Genomic DNA, 18,739 nt, shown 5'->3' with positions numbered 1-18,739 from the left:
TTAATAGATTCGCAGGAAATTACTTGATGATGAAAAACAAACTAATCTTAGGTAGTATCGTATTACTATTCGCTTATGCTTGCGGTTCCGGTGAGGAAAAACAGGAAGTCGCAACCCTTGAAGAACAGGAAACAGTGGATGCTGCTAATGTGAACTACAATATCCCGTCACCTTCAGAGCAGTTTGCTTTGATCTCTAAAATGGACGCCGTAAAGAATACGAAGATTCTACATGATCCCGCGACGGCAGACAAGTATTCGAATTCTTCTCAAAAAGCTTTGAATTTCGGAGTTTATACAGCAGATGTAGCTTACTTGACTTCTTTCAATGAGACCAACAAGTACCTGAGCTACTTTGGGAAATTGGAGAAACTGGGTTCTGATATTGGTGTTGCCCAGGTTTTTGGAAATGAATTGGGTGAACTGGCTAAAAAATGGGACGGAAATGCAGATTCATTGTTCAAATTGAGTGATGATGTATACAATCGTACATTCCAGCGTTTGATCGAGATCGATAAAGGAGATGAATTGTCCCTAATGCTTGTTGGCGGATGGGTTGAATCCATGCACCTGATGATCGGAAGTTCTAAAGGGTTTGGAAAATCACCGAAATTGGACCAGGCTTTGGCAGATCAGAAATTGGTCGCAGAAAACTTATTGGAGTTTTTACTGAGCTACAAGGATAACGAAGCAGTGAAAGAATATTCTGCAGATCTTGAAGAGATTCTAAAAGTATATGAGCAGCTGGATTGCAACTCTGGTGAAACGCAGGTTCAGAACTCCAATGGAAAACTAACTTTCTCGGGAGGTGACAGCTGCAAAATGACTCAAAAATGTTTTGACAACCTCACAAAAAAAATCAACGAAATTCGCACTAAAATTATAACTGCTTAATTGATTGGATATGAAATTTACTTTAACATTAGCCCTATTAGCCAGTTTTGTATTTGGTTTTGCTCAATGTCCTCCGGCAGAGGCTTTCATGAAAAAGAAAAAAAACAAAGATGCTTATACCTTAAATTCTCAATCCCGCTCCGGATCAATTGCATCTGATGAGTCCTATGAAATGTCGTTTATTGCACACCAGGGACTTGATTACCGTTTAACAACCGTACTTGGAGAAGGAAGTGTAGGAACATTAAACTACGAGATCTACGAATTGGTTGTAGAGAAAAAAACAGAAGGTGAAAAAGAGACATTCAAAAGAGTGAAGAAAGTATTGGCTTCATCTGGAAGTGCAGAAGCCCTGGAATTCACATCTGATAAAGCACGTAAAATTTTTATCAACGTTTCCATTACAGGTGGGGACAAAAAGAAATTGGCTTGCGTAGGTGTTTTGATTGAAACAAAACGTACCCAGAAAACAGGATTTTAATCTGTTAAATCATATTGAAAAACAGTAGGGGCGGAAAATTTTCCGCCCCTACTGTTTTTGTGTCAATCATATTCACAATCCGTAATGTATAATTTCTGATCACGAATTCGAAATTCGGAATTGGGAATTCGTAATTTTGACCTATGGATTCATCGCAAAAAATAAAGGAGTTTGTAGATCAGGCTCAATCAATTGTTATCACATCCCACAAATCACCGGACGGAGATTCGATCGGAAGTTCATTGGGGTTATACCATATTCTGAAGAAGTGGGGAAAACAAGTGCAGGTTGTTCATCCGGATCCCGCTCCCGAATTTTTGCACTGGGTGCCGGGACAGGAAGTAATTGTGGACTTTGAAACAAAGGCCGAACAAGCTGTGTCTATCCTTCAAACAGCAGATCTGATCTTTTGCCTCGATTACAATGAACCTTCCCGTGTGGGAGATGTGATGCAGGAATACCTGGTTGCTTCAAATGCCGGCAAAGTAATGATTGACCATCATTTGCATCCGGCCGATTTTTGCCAGGCGGTTATCTCGGAAACTTCCGCTTGCTCCACTTGTGAACTGGTTTATAAATGGATCGAAGATATTGACCGTTTGGAGGATCTGGATGAAACTTCCGGAGCATGTATCTATCTGGGTATAATGACGGATACGGGATCATTCCGTTTTCCTTCCGTAAGCGCATACACCCATGAGATTGCAGCAGATTTGATCCGCAGGGGAGTAAAACACTATTTGGTACATGAAGCTGTTTATGATACCAACACTGTTGACCGCATTAAATTAAGAGGGTATGCATTATCTGAAAAACTGGTTTGCCTCAATGACATCCATGTAGCTTATGCATCCCTTTCAGAGGAAGAACTGAAAAAATACAATTATCAAAAAGGAGACACAGAAGGTTTGGTAAACCAGATTTTAGGTATACAGGGAATCAAAATGGCAGTATTGTTCGTGGAAAAAGACGGTAAAGTGAAAATTTCTTTCCGTGCGAAGGGTGATTATTTTGTAAATGAGTTGGCTAAAACTCATTTTGACGGTGGTGGGCATGCATATGCTTCCGGAGGAGTTTCAACTGAAAGCCTCGAAAAAACTGTCGGAAAATTTGTAACATTTGTAAAAGATTTCATTCCTAAAGCATGATTAAAAAAGAATTTCTCTTCTGTCTTTTGATTTTTTGTTCTTGTGGGGAAGAAGAGCAGCAGCCGAAACCTGTTCAATGGGATATTCATAAATCGACCGAGATGAACAAGGAATTAGCGGTTGAGGAAAGTATTAATATCGATCTTTATTTTGCTCAGCATGAAAACTGGGATGTGAAACAAACCGGAACAGGATTGCGTTATGTCATTTTGAAAAAGACAGACGGAGCGGTACCCAAACCGGGAATGGATGCAAAAACACAATACACTATAAGCCTGCTTGACGGAACAGAGGTATACAAAACAGATCCGGATGAACTTGATATTTTCCGGGTTGATAAAAGCGAAATGGAATCAGGTATCCACGAAGGGATCAAATTAATGCGTGTAGGCGAAAAAGCCAAACTTGTTTTTCCCAGCCACCTGGCGCACGGGTTGGTGGGGGATTTGGATAAGATTCCGCCATTGTCTCCTTTAGTTGTCGATATCGAATTAATTGAAATAGAATGAAAAACCTGAAATACTTAGCGCTTGGTCTTTTAATAACTGCCTGCACGAATGGAGTGGAAAAAGTGGACAACACCCAGGCTCCGGATACGCGTAATCCCGGAAACCAATTGTCAGAGGCCGAAAAACTGATCGAGCCTAAAAAGCAGATTGTCGACAAGAAATCCTTTCCGAACGGAATCCGGATCCAATGGTTTGAGAAGACGGATGGTGCGCCGATCCGGGAGGGTTCGGTTTATGAGATTAATTTCAAGACCAAGCTCCAGAACGGGGAAGTGGTGGATGGAAATTACAAATTACAGCGGGATATGCTGCCATTTCTGGCCGGTTACGGAATGCAGACTCAGGGATTTGATTTAGCAATGAAAGAATTGCACGAAGGTGATTTCGTGGAGATTTTTATTCCGGGTAAATTGGCTCGCGGTAAGAAAGGAATTCCCGGAATCATTCCTCCCAATGCGCCGAATATTGTGATGCTTCGAATTGGTAAAGAAATAAAACCGACCAAGGTAGTGAATGGAGTGAAAGTTTGGAAACTGGAAGAAAATCCGGAAATGACCGATGCCAAAATCGGGGAAAACTCTAACGTAGCAATCCATTATTTTGTGGGTACGAAATCCAATCCGCGTTACGATAACTCATACCAGAGAAATACGCCGTTCGCATTCGGGATGAAAGATTATTCATTGATTCCGGGGTTGAGAAAAGCAATGATGGATATGAAGATGTATGACAAATTATACATACTTGTCCCTGCAAAAGAAGCTTATGGATCAAGAGGTTATGTGGATATGGTAAAACCGAATGAAGATTTATTCTACGATATTATTGTCATGGATGTGGATGGGAAATCCGTTCAACAAAATGAAAATTAAAGCCCTGTAGGTACGCGATTAATCGCACACCTACAGGTTGATCAAAATGCAATTTTCAATGATCAAAATGGAGTTATGAACTTGTAAATGTTCGAATTAACGTTTTTTTGCAAGTAGAAAGTGTCTTTTTTTTGTTAGTTTTGTGACACCCAGAAAAAATACCAAGGCATTAATTATGAACAAATTTCTTTATTCCCTTCTCTTATTTGTTTCATTTTCGGGATTCGCTCAGGCTCCGATCGATACCGTTGATACTGAAAAAGGTACAATGGTGATCTATTCCAATCGAACATGGAAATTCTTATTGGATGAAGAGTTCGACGGGATTATGAATGAAGCTCTGTTTAACCAGATCCAGGCAGATACCAACCTGAATTTGATCCAAACCTGGAACAATGATATTTGTTTTTCTTCCGACAGACCGGATATGTCACGTTTGAATGACACCCTTTGGTTGTGTATGGTAGATGATATACATAAAGAGTTTGTTTGTCCGGTTCCGGGAATAGTAACATCCCGTTACGGATACAGAAAGGGAAGATACCACAACGGAATTGACTTAAACCTGAGAACGGGTGACACGGTAAAAGCTGCATTTTCCGGGCGTGTGCGTTATGCGAAATGGAATGACGGAGGTTTTGGTAACCTGGTGATCATTCGCCACTATAACGGATTGGAAACGTTCTATGCGCATTTGTCAAAACATTTGGTTGCTCCGGATCAGGAAGTGAAGGCAGGTGAGCCAATCGGATTGGGAGGTAACACCGGACGTTCTTTTGGAGCACACTTACATTTCGAAGTTCGTTTTTATGATGCTCCGATGAACCCGGAAGAAGTGATCGACTTTGCTAAAAAAGAATTGAAGGATGAGAACCTGCTTGTCCAGAAACGATTATTCCGACCGGGAGCAAAACCAACGGATGAAGAAATTTCTGGGGAATCCATTGCGGCAGTGCAGGCAAGAACAGAAGCCGTAGCTACCCGAAAATATTATAAGATCAGAACGGGAGACACCCTGTCACAAATTGCATCCAGAAATAATACAACGGTTTCCAGGCTGTGTAAGCTGAACGGAATCAGACCAACGACACTTTTGCAGGTTGGTCGACAATTGCGTGTAAGATAAAGACGAATACCCTTTTAGAGTCGTTCAACTAATTTTACACTGTTAAAAATTTGTTTCGTAAAAGTGATTGTTTTAAATTGCTTTTATGTCGTGCAACTACAGAATTGTTTTAGTAACAGATGGAGGTTCAGATGCCTTACTCGTCCCGATTGTCGGGCTGAGTGCATTGTCACGCCGCATTCACGCTGTTGATATAGATAAATCCCTTTATAATTGGATTGATTTATTGGTCGCTTCGGGAGATAGCGTGTTATTAGCCAGCCTTTTGGCAAAGCAGGAAATTTCGTTAATCGAAGAATTGGGGGCGCTCGAAAAATTACTTCGTTACCAAAATAACGGCTACAGCAAAGAAATGGTATCCCGTCTTTTTGATGAAGAAGACACTTTATTTGCTCTTAGGAAACATTTCCTCTTCCTGACCTACGATGTGGATTCGGATGAATTATTCCAGTTCTCAGACAGCAGACCGACTCAGCAGTCTATCAAGCTGGATTCTGTTTTAAAAGCCTGCATGGGTAACCCGAATGAACAGCAGTTTATCAAATTGGGTTATCGAAGATTGATGAACGCCAGTCAATTTGCGCCTAATCCTATTCTGCAAGCCATGCATTATGCAGACTGTCTGTACCAGGATGATTCCGTTGTAATTGTCAGTATCGGTTCCGGAAAGCATAAGGATGCCGATTTGGAGCAGCAATTCTCCGAACAGGCACAGTTACAATTCGAAGAAGAAGTCAGAAATCACAAGAAATGGCATTATTTCAGATTCAATCCTGAATTTGAAAGAGAAGATACCATGGAGACTAAAATTGAAAAAACGCGCAGTTATTTCGAAGATGAAGCTCCGAATATGGACCGACTGCTGCGACTGATGGAAATCAAGTCGGGGAAATTGGTTTAAATGTTCAAATGTTCTTCTTAAACACTTTTCGGATTGAACTTTTAAACTCTTTTGAACCTTCGAAGTTCGAAGAACGAAGAAGATTTGAACCTTTTGAATACTTTTCAACTCTTTGAACTTGTTAACTTTTCAGAAACAATATTTCACGGAAGTTTCGCGTTAGGGGATTTCTCCTATTTTTGTCGTCATGAAATGGATTTTCTTACTTCTTACTATACTCACGCTTGGCAGCTGTAATTCGTATAACCGTATTTTGAAATCGGATGATTACGAAGCTAAGTTCAATGAAGCTAATCGCTTGTACGATACTGAAAAATACGAACGAAGCGTTGCCTTGTATGAGCAGGTTTATCAAAGAAGTCCGCGTTCACCGCAGGGTGAAGTCGCTTTTTACCGTTTGGGAAAAGCTTGTTTTGCAGTAGAAGACTGGTATTTGGCCAGCTATTACCTGGCGTCTTTCGAATCTAAGTTCCCCTATTCGCCGAAAGTAGAAGAAACCATGTTCCTGGCAGCAGTATGTGCTGTTAAGAACAGCCCGGAAGTTGCATTGGACCAGCATGAAACAGAAGTTGCCTTAAATGAGCTGCAGAATTTTGTCATGCGTTTTCCGAATTCGGAATTATTGGATACCTGTAACCTAATCATGGACAAGTTGCGCTACAAACTGGAAACCAAGGATATGATGACCGTAAGATTGTATGCCAAAACGGAAAATTACCGTGCAGCGGTAGTGAGCGGGGAGCAATTCCTGGATAATTATCCGCGGTCAACATACCGGGAAGAAGCATGGGCTATCCTGATTCGAAACTCATACCACTTGGCAATTAATAGTGTGGACTCCAAGATTGAAGAACGAATTGATAAAACCAAAGAACGATTCGCTATTTTTCTTGTAGAATTCCCAAATTCAAACTATCTTCGCGAATTCGAAGGGTATATTGAGAAATTGAAAAAAATCGATATTCCCGTATCTAACAAGTAAATAAATAGAAGAAATGAGCTTCAAAAACAACAATGCTGAGCGTTCGACTGTAACGCGTGATACAATAGATTTAGAGCAAACAACAGGTAATATCTATGAATCAATTGTAGTATTGTCCAAAAGAGCAAATCAAATTAGCTCTTCGATGAAAGAAGAATTGACTGCTAAATTGCAGGAGTTTGCTTCGTCAACAGATAATTTGGAAGAGATTTTCGAAAACCGCGAGCAGATTGAAATTTCCCGCTTTTATGAGAAACTTCCTAAACCGGTTGCAGTTGCAATTGAAGAGTTGAAGGACGGACAAATTTATACCAGAAAAAATCAAGAGTAATCCAAACTCAATATGTCTTTAGAAGGAAAAAAGATTCTGGTTGGTGTTACTGGCGGAATCGCAGCGTATAAAATTGCATCCTTCGTGAGATTATTAAAGAAACAAGGGGCAGAGGTCAGATGTATGATGACTCCTGCCTCTTCTGATTTTATAACACCACTTACTCTTTCCACCCTTTCAGAATCTCCGGTCGGAATCGAATTCTATAACTCCAAAACGGGGGAATGGACCAATCACGTGGAATGGGCATTGTGGGCGGATGTGATGATCTTCGCTCCGGTGACAGCCAATTCACTTGCCAAAATGGCCCATGGTTTCTCTGACAACTTTTTGATGGCAACGTATTTGAGTGCAAAATGCCCGATTTATATTGCTCCGGCAATGGATTTGGACATGTATCAGCATCAAACAACGAAAGATAATCTGGATCGCCTGGAATCATTCGGCTATACGATTATTCCTGCTGAAAGCGGGTTTCTTGCAAGCGGACTCGAAGGACAGGGAAGAATGGCAGAACCTGAAGTGCTGCTTCAATACCTTCATGACCATTTCCGCGCAGATACGCGTTTTTCCGGAAAGCAGTTTTTAGTTACTGCCGGTCCGACCTATGAAGCGATAGATCCCGTTCGCTTTATTGGAAATCATTCCTCGGGGAAAATGGGATTTGCCCTGGCGGAGGCAATTGCTTCGAAAGGCGGAAAAGTAACACTGATAACCGGTCCCAGCAGTTTAAGTGCGAAGCATAAAAATATTGAGCTGGTACGTGTAACTTCTGCACGCGAGATGCTTCAGGCGGTGCAGGAAAACTGGGAAAAGTCCGATATGGGAATATTTGCTTCTGCTGTTGCAGATTACCGGCCTGCAGTTGCCCAAAACCAGAAGATTAAAAAGACTGCGGACCAGCTGGAGATCTCATTGGAGAAGAACCCGGACATTTTATCCTGGGCAGCTTCGAATAAAACAGCACAAAAAGTAATTGGATTTGCTTTGGAAACCCAAAACGGCATGGAGTATGCAAAAGGGAAGCTGGAAAAAAAGAAACTGGATGCCATTGTACTGAACGAAATGGGGGAGCCGGGAGTTGGTTTCGGGACCGATACGAATTCCGTTAAATTGCTCTTTAAAAACAATAAAATGTGTAGCTTTGAGTTACAGTCAAAGCAGGAACTTGCGTTCTCTTTGTTGAATGAATTGATGAATAATCTATATGAATAAGATTCTAACCCTTGTCTTTTTGACGCTTTTTGTAAAAGGATATTCCCAGGAATTGAACTGCCAGGTTTCACTGATTACCAATATCAAGACCGAAGTTACTTCAGCGGAGAAAGAATTGTTTGATCAGTTGAAGCAGGTAATTACTGATTTGATGAATAACACCAAATGGACAGAGGAAAAGTTCAAAGTGGAAGAGCGCATTAATTGTCAGTTGCAATTGCAAATTAATACTATTAACAACGGAGAATTTACCGGATCCATCCAGGTTCAGTCAAGCAGGCCTGTTTATAATGGATCTTACAATACAACTTTGTTCAATTTCCAGGATGACAACCTGGATTTTACCTATACCAGAAGCAGCCAGGTAATTTATGCAAAGAACCAGTTTAGAGACAACTTGTCTTCTATTTTGGCATTCTACGCATATTACATCATTGCATTGGATTTTGATTCTTTTTCAAAACAAGGTGGAACAAAATATTTCCAGGAAGCACAGCAGATCGTGACTAACGCACAAAGTTCTTCTGCGAAAGGCTGGAAATCCAATGAACAAGGGAAAAAGAATCGTTACTGGTTGGTGGAAAACGCTCTTCAGCAGTTATTTGAACCGTTGAGAGAATGTTATTACGAATACCATCGTATGGGGTTGGATCATCTTTACGACAAACCGGAAGATGCTAAAAAAGCAATCTACAACTCGCTGGATAAATTATCCAAAGTTTCTGCGGCACGCCCGAATACGATCAATATCATCAATTTTGCGTATTGTAAAATGAATGAGTTGAAAAACCTGTATTCGACTGCGAAACCGGAAGAAAAAACACAGATCGTAACGGTGTTAAAGAAAATAGATCCTACTAATTCAACCAAGTACGAAGAAATTCTGAACTAATGTTGAAATCCCTTTCCGTTCAAAACTTTGCTTTAATTGAACATGTTTCCCTTCAATTCCATGAAGGGTTGCACGTTATTACCGGTGAAACCGGATCCGGGAAATCTATATTGCTTGGAGCATTAAATCTCATTTTAGGTGAGCGGTCTGATTTTTCAGTCATTCGAAACCCGGAAAAGAAAACCATTGTTGAAGCCGTTTTTCAATTGAATGAAAGTTTTAAGGATTGGTTTATCAGCGAGGATATCGATTGGGAACCGGAAACACTAATTCGAAGAGAAATCACCAGCCAGGGAAAATCCCGTTCATTCATTAATGATACGCCGGTCCAACTGAGCCAGTTAAAAGAATTTACCGAGCAGTTGGTTTATATTCACTCGCAGCACGAAACACTTGAAATTAAGAAGACAAAATTCCAGTTCGATCTTTTGGATTCGTATGCGGATAGTCTTGACCTGGCACAACAGGTTTCGGGTATTTACAGTCAAATCCACCGTTTAAGAACAACGCGTGAGCGTTTGGAGTCTGCCAGGTCCAGTCAATTACAGGAATTGGATTACATCCGCTTTCAATTGAACGAGATCGGGCAGTTAAATCTCGACCAGGTGGATTATGCCGCTTTGGAAAATGATTTCAACAAATTATCCCGATTGGATGATCTTAAAGAAGCATATTCGGCAATAATTGATGCAATAGACCAGGAAAACGGAGCCGCGGATCTGATTAGAAGGTTAAAGTCGCATATCGACAAATGGAAAAGTGCGGATACTGACCTGGGAGCTATTTCCGGCAGACTGCAGGAAGTCATTGCGGAATTGGAAGATATCTCAAGGGATTCAGAAAGGCAGTTGAACCAGTTGGAAGGTGATCCGGAAGCTTTATTCCGCTTAACAGAATCATTGGACGAATACAATAAGATTCTGAAAAAACACCATTTCTCAACGCAGGAAGAATTGAGTGATTATTTCCATACACTTGAAGGTAAATTGGAAGAATCGGATTCTTCAGATGAGCGCATTGCGGAACTCACGAAAGAAATTGAAGAAAAAGAGCAGGAATTACTCCAATTATCCGGTAAATTGTATGAGAAACGTGTTGCAGTAGTTCCCAAACTGGAAGCGTATTTACTGGAGTTACTGACAGAAATGAAAATGGAGCATTCGCGCTTCCAAATTCTGCTGGAAAGGGGGGAGAAGATGGATTCGAACGGTGGAATGAGTATTCAGATTTTGTTTTCAGCGAATAAAGGACTGGAGTTAAAGCCAATTGAAAAAGCCGCGAGCGGCGGGGAGTTATCCCGTGTTATGCTGGCAATCCAATTAATCATGAGTGAGAAAAAATCACTTCCGACTCTGATCCTTGATGAGATTGATACCGGAGTTTCCGGGGAGGTGGCTCTGAGAATGGGGAAATTACTGAAGCAGATGGGAAAACACTTGCAGGTTTTTGCTATTACGCATCTTCCGCAAGTTGCGGCAAAAGGTGATTATCATTTCGAAGTTTCCAAATCACATGCGAACAGCCAGACTATTTCAGAAATCCATCTGTTGAACCGGGAAGAACGCATTGAAGCACTGGCCAAATTGATCTCCGGAGAACAGGTTACGGACCTGGCGCGCTCATCAGCTATAGAATTGATGAACTAACACTTCGACTTTTTGCATTTTTAATTTTGAACTACAAAGTCAGTGAATTCTCTAACAAATAAACAACCTTCACACTTTGTTTCCGTATCTTTACTAACACAAATACACGAATTATGTTTAAGGTTCTTTTGATAACACTTTCATTGGCTACTATCAACTTTACTTCCGAAGCAAAAAATCCGGAACAATCGGTTTATTCTAACGCGGGAGAAGTTATAAAAATGCGTGTACAAGGTCACCGTGTCGCTTGCCAGCCTAACGGAGCGCAACTGTGCTTCTCTGTACAGAAAGGTGCAACGATCGGTATGGATAGCTGGGAAGTGCTTCAACAGCCTGTCGAAGGGTTTACCTACGAAGAAGGGTACACCTATGATTTGATTGTGAAAATTGAGTTTCAGCAAGGAAAAACGGGTTCGGAAAGATTCAAATATACCTTGGTAGAAATAATTTCAAAGGTCAAAGAGGCTTGATTCTTTTTTTTCTCCTATCTTTAAAATTATGGAGAAGAAATGGGTAAGTACCGGTTTAATACTGGTCATCATTGCAATCATATTGGGAGCATTCGGTGCTCATGGATTGAAAGGATTAACTTCCGACGAAGATATTTTGGCAGCTTTTGATACGGCAACCAAATACCAGTTTTTTCAGGGGCTTGGATTCCTTGTAATTCCATTCATAACAACACGTTTTGCTATTCCGGGTAAAGCTGTTTTCTTTTTATTGTTAATTGGAACTATCTTCTTTTCGGGAAGTATTTACGGGCTCACATATTCCAAAATACACGCAGGAGGATCTTTGTCGAAAATTTTCGGTCCTGTAACACCTATCGGAGGCTTGCTGATGATTCTTGGGTGGACGGTATTGTTAATCCAGGTAATCCGATCAAAAAAATAATGAAGTTTTCGGCAACTATATTGGGTTCGGGGACATCCCAGGGAGTTCCTGTTATTGCTTGTGAATGCCGCGTTTGTACTTCCGGCAAACCGGAAGATAATCGTTTGCGCTGTTCGGTCCTTTTGGAGATTGCCGGTAAGAATTATGTCATTGATGCCGGTCCTGATTTCAGGCAGCAAATGCTCAAATTTCGTGTGAAAAGCCTGGAGGCTGTTTTATTCACGCACGAGCATAAAGATCACATGGCGGGATTGGATGATGTGCGGGCTTTCAATTTTATTGAAAGCAGGGATATGGATATTTATTGCACCAAGGCAGTTGAGATCGCATTGAGACGCGAGTACTATTATGCATTTGAGGAAGATAAATATCCCGGGATTCCTCAGTTGAATATTATCACTATTGAAAATAAACCCTTCCGGCTTGCGGGTACAATTCCGGTTGTTCCGGTTGAAGTAATGCATTATTTCATGCCTGTTTTAGGTTTTCGAATTGGTGACTTTGCGTATATAACCGATGCTAAAACGGTTGCTCCCGACGAGATTGAGAAATTGAAAGGCATAAAAGTGTTGATTGTGAATGCATTGAGAAAAGAACCGCATATTTCTCATTTCAACCTGGAAGAGGCCTTGAATTTTATCAGCCAGGTGAAACCCGAAAAAGCCTATTTAACGCATATTTCGCATCTTTTCGGAACACATGAAGAAATCGAACGGGAATTGCCTCCAAATGTATTTGCAGCCTATGACGGGTTGAAATTCGAGTTTGATTGAAGCAGCCTTTTTTATCCGTAATTGATAGAATTAGTTGGATTTCCTTTGAATTCGCAGGATAGCCCGAAATATTCCTTGTAGGCTTGAAATTAAATTCTAAATTTGTTCCCAAATCAAACAATTATGTCAAAATTATTGGAAGGAAAACGTGGGATTATTACCGGGGCATTGGACCAAAATTCAATTGCCTGGAAAGTTGCTGAAAAAGCACATGAACACGGTGCGACGTTTGTTTTAACAAATGCTCCAATTGCAATGCGAATGGGAGAAATTAATGGATTGGCTGAAAAAACTAATTCACAGATTATTCCTGCTGACGCAACGAATACAGAAGATTTGAAAAAGCTTTTTACAGAAGCTCAGGAAATTTTAGGTGGTAAGATTGACTTCGTACTTCACTCAATTGGTATGAGTGTGAACATTCGCAAGAACATCCCTTACCAGGACTTGAATTATGACTTTTTCCAAAAGGGGATTGATGTTTCTGCTTTGTCATTGCATAAAATGCTTTCAGTGGCTAAGAATATGGATGCTATCAATGAGTGGGGAAGTGTAGTGGCTCTGACATACATGGCTGCTCAGAGAACCTATCCTTTCTATACCGATATGGCGGACATCAAGGCAATGCTGGAATCAATCGCAAGAAGCTTCGGTTACCACTATGGTTTGGAAAAGAAAGTACGTATCAATACGGTTTCTCAATCACCGACTAAAACAACGGCCGGTACAGGTATCAAAGGTTTCGGTGATTTCTACGATTATGCAGATGCAATTGCTCCGCTTGGAAATGCAAGTGCTGAAGACTGCGCAAATTACTGCATTACTTTGTTCTCTGATCTGACAAGAATGGTTACCATGCAGAACTTATTCCACGACGGTGGTTATTCTACAACCGGGGTAAGTGATTCGGTTTTGAGCAAATTAGGAATCTGATCTCAGAAATAAAATAAGAAATAAACCAGTGGGGGCGCGATTAATCGCGCCCCTAACTGTTTATACTATTTTGTACTTTCGTAACGTTACTACTATTAAAACATTACTACAATAAACGAACCTATGAAAAAGAGATGTGTCTTATTTTTTGTGATTCTCTCATGCCATACATTTGCCCAGGATCTTACCTTAAAAGGTGGGAGAGGAGGAATCCTGTCCGTTGGGCAAAGAACTACACTGAGTTCATTTAACGGAGATCACGAACGTCCTGCTGTTGGTTTGGGCGGACAATTCCGGCTTCAATTATCTGATCGCGTAAATACCGAATGGTTCATGGATTATTTACCCGTTACCAATCAATATACACGAAGAAATGACCTGCATATCGGTTGGAGTGTGATGTTTTATTTGTTGAAGAATCCAACACCGAAAGTGCAACCATATATCCTGACCGGACATTGTTTTGACCGTACTTTACAAACAGAACTGGCGAACCGGAGTAATAAAATTGACCGCTGGAGCAGTGCTGTTCAGGGCGGGGTAGGTGTTCATTTCAATTTAACCCCCCGTTTTGATATCTCACTTTCCAGCCAATACATGATCCATTTGGGAACGGATATCCACTCACATGTGGAAGAAGACGGAAGCGTGCATTTTGAACAGCATAAGGGAGGTTCTCTCGAAGGGCATTTACTGACTTCATTGACGTTAAACTATAAACTGGCAGATCTATGGAAATCAAAAAGAAAATAAGCGTTTTGTTTCTGGGTTTCCTGTTGGGAGCCGGTAATGCAGATACACAAGTCCTGGCGGAAGGTCAGCGTTCCGGTTTGTTACAGGCAACGGCAAGTATTTATCCTTCTCAACAGCTGAATACCAAAGGGCTGAATTTATACGTTGGCGGGTATATGAATTACCATTTTGATGATAAATACAGTTTCAGAGGTGATATTTATCAATTCATAAGTGCACAGTCAAAACCGGGATATGTAAACGATCACCTGCAGGTTCAGGCCGGATTCATGCGTTATTTTCCAATAAAACGATTAGATACGTTTGTAGGTATTCAGGTAGGGTTTTCAGCCATTCAGACCAATGAACGAAGCGAACGTATTTACAACTCGGCTTTTGCTGTTAAAGCAGGATTGAATTACCATGTGTATAAATTCTTTTATTTCTTTTTGGAATGCCAGTATATTCATCAAACCGATCCGTGGCATGCACGTCCACTGGACCAGTTTATGGGAACAGGAGGATTGGGCTTTCAGCTGCCTTGTAAAAATGTACGCCAATAGGTAAAAAGGATATAAATAGTTCAAATGTTCAAATGTTCAAATGTTCAAATGTTCAAATGTTCAAATAGAATTTCTTAAACTTTTGAACTCTTTTGAACTCTTTTGAACTCTTTTGAACTTATTAACACTTACCCGCCCCAGTCGCAATTGGATTCCGGATCGGAACAGTTAAACTGCAGCGCAGGCTCTTCCTGATCTCTTTCAATTGATTGTTTGAGCAGCAATATCCGGTTTGCTTCCGGGTAAGAAAGGATCTTTGTTTTCAGGATGCGGTTTATTTCTGCCAGTACAACTGGTTTCGGGAACATGTAGATACGGTGTTCCATGTCCATGATTGCCCGTTCACGAAGTTTAATCAGGTCTTTTTTAAACAAATCACTTTTTTTGATAACCTGGAATGAACCGCTCAGGAATTTATAAGTGTTGCTGTCGCCCAAAAGAGATCCGCCTCCGTAATCCCAGGTACGCTCGAAGAAAGTGAGCCATCCCGGTTCGTGTTTTCCCTGGTCACCTTCTGCAAGGATTTTTAGAGCCATGAAGTCATCGTCTGCTTCTCCTTTGGTGTATTGTGCTAATTTTTGAAGATCGAGGAAACTATAATCCAGCACGAATTCGGTGCATTCGGCTACACAAGAAGAACGGAAAGCAAAGGATTTATTGATAAAGCTTAAGGCTTCCATTCCGGAGTAACCGTCGGGGAATTTCTTGGAAACTGCTTCTTCGATATCACTGAACACCTTTCTCCCGGAATGGTAAACACGGGCAAAATCTTTGTCGGTATGGACGTATGAAAGCGAATCCATGTAGGCAACCATCAATTCTACCGTTTTTTGAGGGAGGATTTTATTCAGTTTCTTCACCTGGTCAGGGGTAAAGTTCCGAACAACTCCATTTCGTTTTGGAAGCGTATCGGTTACTTTTTCCTCTTGTTTTCCTGCTGTTTCCGTGGCTGGTTTAATGGAATCCGAATCCTCTTTTTTCGAATTATTGGAACAGGCGGCTGTAATCAGACAGATTGAAAAGCAGAATAATAGTTGTTTCATAGAGTTTCGAGCTAATATCAATCTAAATTACATTATTTTTAAGTTTGAAAATCATAAAATAATCCTTCATTCGTTAGAATTGAGCATGAAATGTTTGACAAGTTCCATCAAATCCTTATATCTTCTAGTTCTATGCATTTTTTTTGTGCTTCCTTTAAAAGCATCGGGTAGTTCTTCGAAAACTCCTGAATACATCATTATTGATTCCTGGGTGAGTGGTTTTATCGCAGGTCTAGTAAAAACCAAGGAAAACAGGTGGAAAACTGCCTGGAAAAGAGCGAATCAAAGTGCAAAGAACGATGCGCGCATTTGGGGAGGATTATTTGTTTCCGATACCAATTCGAGATCCGGAAAACGCTTTTTGGAAGTAGCTTCCCGTTTTACTTATCAGGGACCGCAAACCGGGATAGGTTTTTTCATGGCTCACTTATACAATACCGTTTTATGCAAAGTAAACAATGTCTCTCATCCAAATGGAAGTACACTGCTAAACATGAATGTGGGCTGGACAGGGATTTGTTTCGGGAATTACATCCTTGCAAAAAAGAACTGCGCCCCACATCCTGATAACCGTATTTTTCAGCACGAGTATGGCCATTACCTTCAAAGTAAGAGAATGGGATTCGCCTATTTGGTTCGTGTTGGCCTTCCTGCTATTATGAGCACGGGTGTGCATGATGAACATCCGGTAGAAGTTGACTGCAACCGGGAAGGTTTTTTGTACTTTAACAGGATAAATCCCAATTTCCAGAACGATGTGGGCTACTCTGATAAAAAAGGGTGGGATTTTCTCTACAATCCTTTCCCGGATACGATCGGTGTGAAAACAACGGTTGGCAGAAATACCTTTCGATACATTGATTACCGGGATTCGATCGGAAGAGCGCAGGTCGATTCACTGAAAGTGAAGGCGAAATGGTTTGATTACGCAGGTTGGATTGCATTTCCGGCTCCCGCGGTTGTTGGTGTTTGCAATGCGGTTAAATACAACCGGGAGCAAGGGCAAGGTTCCGGTTCCGGCCCTTTGATTATCATTGATGAGCCTGAAAAGAAGACGAACTAATTTAGATTTTTCCGGTTATGTCGTATGCAATGTAACCGAACATTTCTTTCAGTAAACCATGCCAGTCATTCATGGTGCTTACATCAGGAATGAGTATCTCATCGAAGGTATATGAACGTTTGGGTCCGGTATATAAATCGGTTGAATACGTATCGCATTTTACCCCGGCTTTCTCAAAACAGCCTCTTGCCCGGCGCATGTGTTTTCCGGAAGTTACCAGTAATATGGATGATGAATTAGGGAATAAACGGTCCAGGATCTTTTTCGATTCAACCGCATTTTCGTAAGTGTTTTTCGATTTGGTTTCTGTAATGATTACGTGCTCCGGAATACCCCAGTGAACAAGCGTTTCTTTTAACTGAGAAGCTTCGTGCAGGCCTTTGTCGATGATGTAGCCATGATCACCGGTTATTAAGATGCGATCAATTTTACCCGATTTATAAAGTGAGATTGTCTGCCAGATACGGTCAATTCCCCGTCTTGCACTCAATACTTTCAGGTCGTTGTTGTATTCTGCCATTCCGGTTAGAACAACCGCGACATCGTAATGTTTGACTTCTGAAGGAGGTGTTCCGAAAATTTCCCACTGCCTGCAAAATTCTTTAAAAATAAAGGTGTTGCTGAAAAACAATGCGATAAAAACGGCAGCATATTTTGCTCTTTTTGCACGAATGCTTTTTTTGGAATAAAAAGCAAAATACAGAGTAATCAACAGCCAGGTAAAGGGGCTGATGGTAAAGAGCAATATTTTGGAAAGAATAAAGAACATCTTTTTTGAATGAGATCAGATGGTCAAAAATAGAAAATCCCGAAGCAGATATTACTATTACTTCGGGATTTTTCAAATGAATTGTTTTTTATTCTCTCACAAGGTGAACAAAAGTTTGTCCTTCGACTGCTTTGTCTCCTTTAACATTTGTAATCTTATAAGTGATGAAATAAACCCCATCAGAAGGAATAACACCATCTACTTTACCATCCCATTTCGGATTCATACCCGATCCCTGGAAAACGGTATTTCCCCAACGGTTCACAACACTGAATTCAACGTTTGAGTAATTGGTTACAACAAACTCAAAGAAGTCATTGTCTCCGTCACCATTCGGTGTGAAGATATTTGGCACTTCAAATTCTGGCTCAGGGAAAAGACAGGAACCGTCGTTCTGTGCAGCTGTAGGATCGTAGTTAATTGCTAACGGATCTGTACATCCACATGTTTGAACGGAAACACTCACATAAGATGTATCCGAACAATTCGCGTCATCGTATGCAATCAACATGATCGTTGCATTACCGGAATAAGTGTGATTATGCGAATTCATTGCATTTTCATTGATCACCGTTCCGTCACCGAAATCCCAGGTATAATGTGTTGAATTCTCACTGTTGTTTTCGAATGCTACATCAAAAGGAGCGCACCCTGCCAGTGGATCTGCATCAATGATTGCTACCGGAGCATTTTTAATACTGATAAGAACACTGTCCGAATCCGTACATGCATCGTCTGTTACTGTGAAGTAATACCATCCCGGAGAACGGTTGGTCCAAACGGTAGAGTTAATGAATGACGGGTTCGTTGCACCCGGACCGTTCCAGTTGTAAGTTGGCTGATTCGGGTTAATTGTTAATCCCGAAACATATGCTACCACGGCTCCGTCAGTTAAACAGGAACTTGCGTCGTATGCAACCAGTGAATCAATATTCAATAATTTATTAACGACCAGTATGACACTGTCCTGCCT

General features: G+C 40.9%; 22 protein-coding genes. 19 read left to right on the top strand and 3 right to left on the bottom strand.

Annotated elements, in window-relative coordinates:
* The first annotated feature begins 29 nt into the window (after positions 1-29).
* The 18 genes from QZT69_RS02365 to QZT69_RS02280 all read left to right on the top strand — a co-directional run bounded on the left by QZT69_RS02365 (position 30) and on the right by QZT69_RS02280 (position 14,891).
* Positions 30-893 (top strand): hypothetical protein, encoded by an 864-nt coding sequence (locus tag QZT69_RS02365; protein WP_294670154.1) that lies wholly within the window; start codon positions 30-32, stop codon positions 891-893.
* 10 nt (positions 894-903) lie between these two features.
* The gene (locus tag QZT69_RS02360) at positions 904-1,374 is read left to right on the top strand and encodes a hypothetical protein (protein ID WP_294670152.1); all 471 of its coding nucleotides are present in this window, start codon (positions 904-906) and stop codon (positions 1,372-1,374) included.
* A gap of 143 nt (positions 1,375-1,517) precedes the next feature.
* Complete coding sequence (locus QZT69_RS02355; RefSeq protein ID WP_294670151.1) at positions 1,518-2,522, top strand: bifunctional oligoribonuclease/PAP phosphatase NrnA; 1,005 nt, start codon at positions 1,518-1,520, stop codon at positions 2,520-2,522.
* Positions 2,523-2,623: 101 nt separating this feature from the next.
* Entirely contained in the window at positions 2,624-3,031 is a 408-nt protein-coding gene (locus QZT69_RS02350; protein WP_294670150.1) for an FKBP-type peptidyl-prolyl cis-trans isomerase, read from the top strand.
* Entirely contained in the window at positions 3,028-3,903 is an 876-nt protein-coding gene (locus QZT69_RS02345; RefSeq protein ID WP_294670148.1) for an FKBP-type peptidyl-prolyl cis-trans isomerase, read from the top strand. Before QZT69_RS02350 ends, QZT69_RS02345 begins: the two co-directional genes overlap by 4 nt.
* 175 nt (positions 3,904-4,078) lie before the next feature.
* Entirely contained in the window at positions 4,079-5,029 is a 951-nt protein-coding gene (locus QZT69_RS02340) for a M23 family metallopeptidase (protein ID WP_294670146.1), read from the top strand.
* Positions 5,030-5,114: 85 nt separating this feature from the next.
* Positions 5,115-5,930, top strand: coding sequence for a hypothetical protein (locus QZT69_RS02335; protein WP_294670145.1), 816 nt, complete (start codon positions 5,115-5,117; stop codon positions 5,928-5,930).
* A 187-nt stretch (positions 5,931-6,117) separates the two neighbouring features.
* Positions 6,118-6,912 (top strand): outer membrane protein assembly factor BamD, encoded by a 795-nt coding sequence (locus tag QZT69_RS02330; RefSeq protein WP_294670143.1) that lies wholly within the window; start codon positions 6,118-6,120, stop codon positions 6,910-6,912.
* Positions 6,913-6,925: 13 nt separating this feature from the next.
* Positions 6,926-7,243, top strand: a complete 318-nt coding sequence (locus QZT69_RS02325) for a DNA-directed RNA polymerase subunit omega (protein WP_294670142.1) — start codon at positions 6,926-6,928, stop codon at positions 7,241-7,243.
* Positions 7,244-7,255: 12 nt separating this feature from the next.
* Entirely contained in the window at positions 7,256-8,458 is a 1,203-nt protein-coding gene (coaBC, locus tag QZT69_RS02320; RefSeq protein ID WP_294670140.1) for a bifunctional phosphopantothenoylcysteine decarboxylase/phosphopantothenate--cysteine ligase CoaBC, read from the top strand.
* Entirely contained in the window at positions 8,451-9,350 is a 900-nt protein-coding gene (locus tag QZT69_RS02315) for a DUF4835 family protein (protein ID WP_294670138.1), read from the top strand. Before coaBC ends, QZT69_RS02315 begins: the two co-directional genes overlap by 8 nt.
* Positions 9,350-10,996 (top strand): DNA repair protein RecN, encoded by a 1,647-nt coding sequence (gene recN, locus QZT69_RS02310; protein ID WP_294670136.1) that lies wholly within the window; start codon positions 9,350-9,352, stop codon positions 10,994-10,996. The genes QZT69_RS02315 and recN overlap by 1 nt, the downstream gene beginning before the upstream one ends.
* A gap of 113 nt (positions 10,997-11,109) precedes the next feature.
* On the top strand, positions 11,110-11,466 hold the full coding sequence (locus tag QZT69_RS02305) for a DUF4377 domain-containing protein (RefSeq protein ID WP_294670134.1): 357 nt from the start codon (positions 11,110-11,112) through the stop codon (positions 11,464-11,466).
* Between the two features lie 28 nt (positions 11,467-11,494).
* Positions 11,495-11,890 (top strand): DUF423 domain-containing protein, encoded by a 396-nt coding sequence (locus tag QZT69_RS02300; RefSeq protein ID WP_294670131.1) that lies wholly within the window; start codon positions 11,495-11,497, stop codon positions 11,888-11,890.
* Entirely contained in the window at positions 11,890-12,663 is a 774-nt protein-coding gene (locus tag QZT69_RS02295; RefSeq protein WP_294670130.1) for an MBL fold metallo-hydrolase, read from the top strand. Before QZT69_RS02300 ends, QZT69_RS02295 begins: the two co-directional genes overlap by 1 nt.
* A 123-nt stretch (positions 12,664-12,786) precedes the next feature.
* The gene (locus tag QZT69_RS02290) at positions 12,787-13,596 is read left to right on the top strand and encodes an SDR family oxidoreductase (RefSeq protein WP_294670128.1); all 810 of its coding nucleotides are present in this window, start codon (positions 12,787-12,789) and stop codon (positions 13,594-13,596) included.
* A 123-nt stretch (positions 13,597-13,719) separates the two neighbouring features.
* Entirely contained in the window at positions 13,720-14,349 is a 630-nt protein-coding gene (locus QZT69_RS02285) for a hypothetical protein (RefSeq protein WP_294670125.1), read from the top strand.
* Positions 14,328-14,891 carry a hypothetical protein gene (locus QZT69_RS02280; protein WP_294670123.1) on the top strand — a complete coding sequence of 188 codons (564 nt, stop codon included), beginning with the start codon at positions 14,328-14,330 and terminating at the stop codon, positions 14,889-14,891. Before QZT69_RS02285 ends, QZT69_RS02280 begins: the two co-directional genes overlap by 22 nt.
* 128 nt (positions 14,892-15,019) lie before the next feature.
* On the opposite strand, the gene QZT69_RS02275 is transcribed toward QZT69_RS02280, so the two are convergent.
* Positions 15,020-15,934, bottom strand: coding sequence for a hypothetical protein (locus QZT69_RS02275; protein ID WP_294670121.1), 915 nt, complete (start codon positions 15,932-15,934; stop codon positions 15,020-15,022).
* 145 nt (positions 15,935-16,079) lie between these two features.
* Here QZT69_RS02275 and QZT69_RS02270 point away from each other — a divergent pair, with 145 nt between their 5' ends.
* Complete coding sequence (locus QZT69_RS02270; RefSeq protein ID WP_294670119.1) at positions 16,080-16,997, top strand: hypothetical protein; 918 nt, start codon at positions 16,080-16,082, stop codon at positions 16,995-16,997.
* A gap of 1 nt (position 16,998) precedes the next feature.
* Here the strand turns inward: QZT69_RS02270 and QZT69_RS02265 are convergent, their stop codons facing one another.
* Together QZT69_RS02265 and QZT69_RS02260 are read right to left on the bottom strand one after the other, a co-directional pair.
* The gene (locus QZT69_RS02265; protein ID WP_294670117.1) at positions 16,999-17,766 is read right to left on the bottom strand and encodes a YdcF family protein; all 768 of its coding nucleotides are present in this window, start codon (positions 17,764-17,766) and stop codon (positions 16,999-17,001) included.
* 88 nt (positions 17,767-17,854) lie between these two features.
* Positions 17,855-18,739 (bottom strand): gliding motility-associated C-terminal domain-containing protein (locus QZT69_RS02260; protein ID WP_294670115.1); only part of this gene is annotated, 885 nt, incomplete at its 5' end.

The organism is uncultured Fluviicola sp. (assembly GCF_902168135.1).
Lineage (GTDB): Bacteria > Bacteroidota > Bacteroidia > Flavobacteriales_D > Crocinitomicaceae > Fluviicola.
This window is presented reverse-complemented; position numbering and strand designations above follow the sequence as displayed.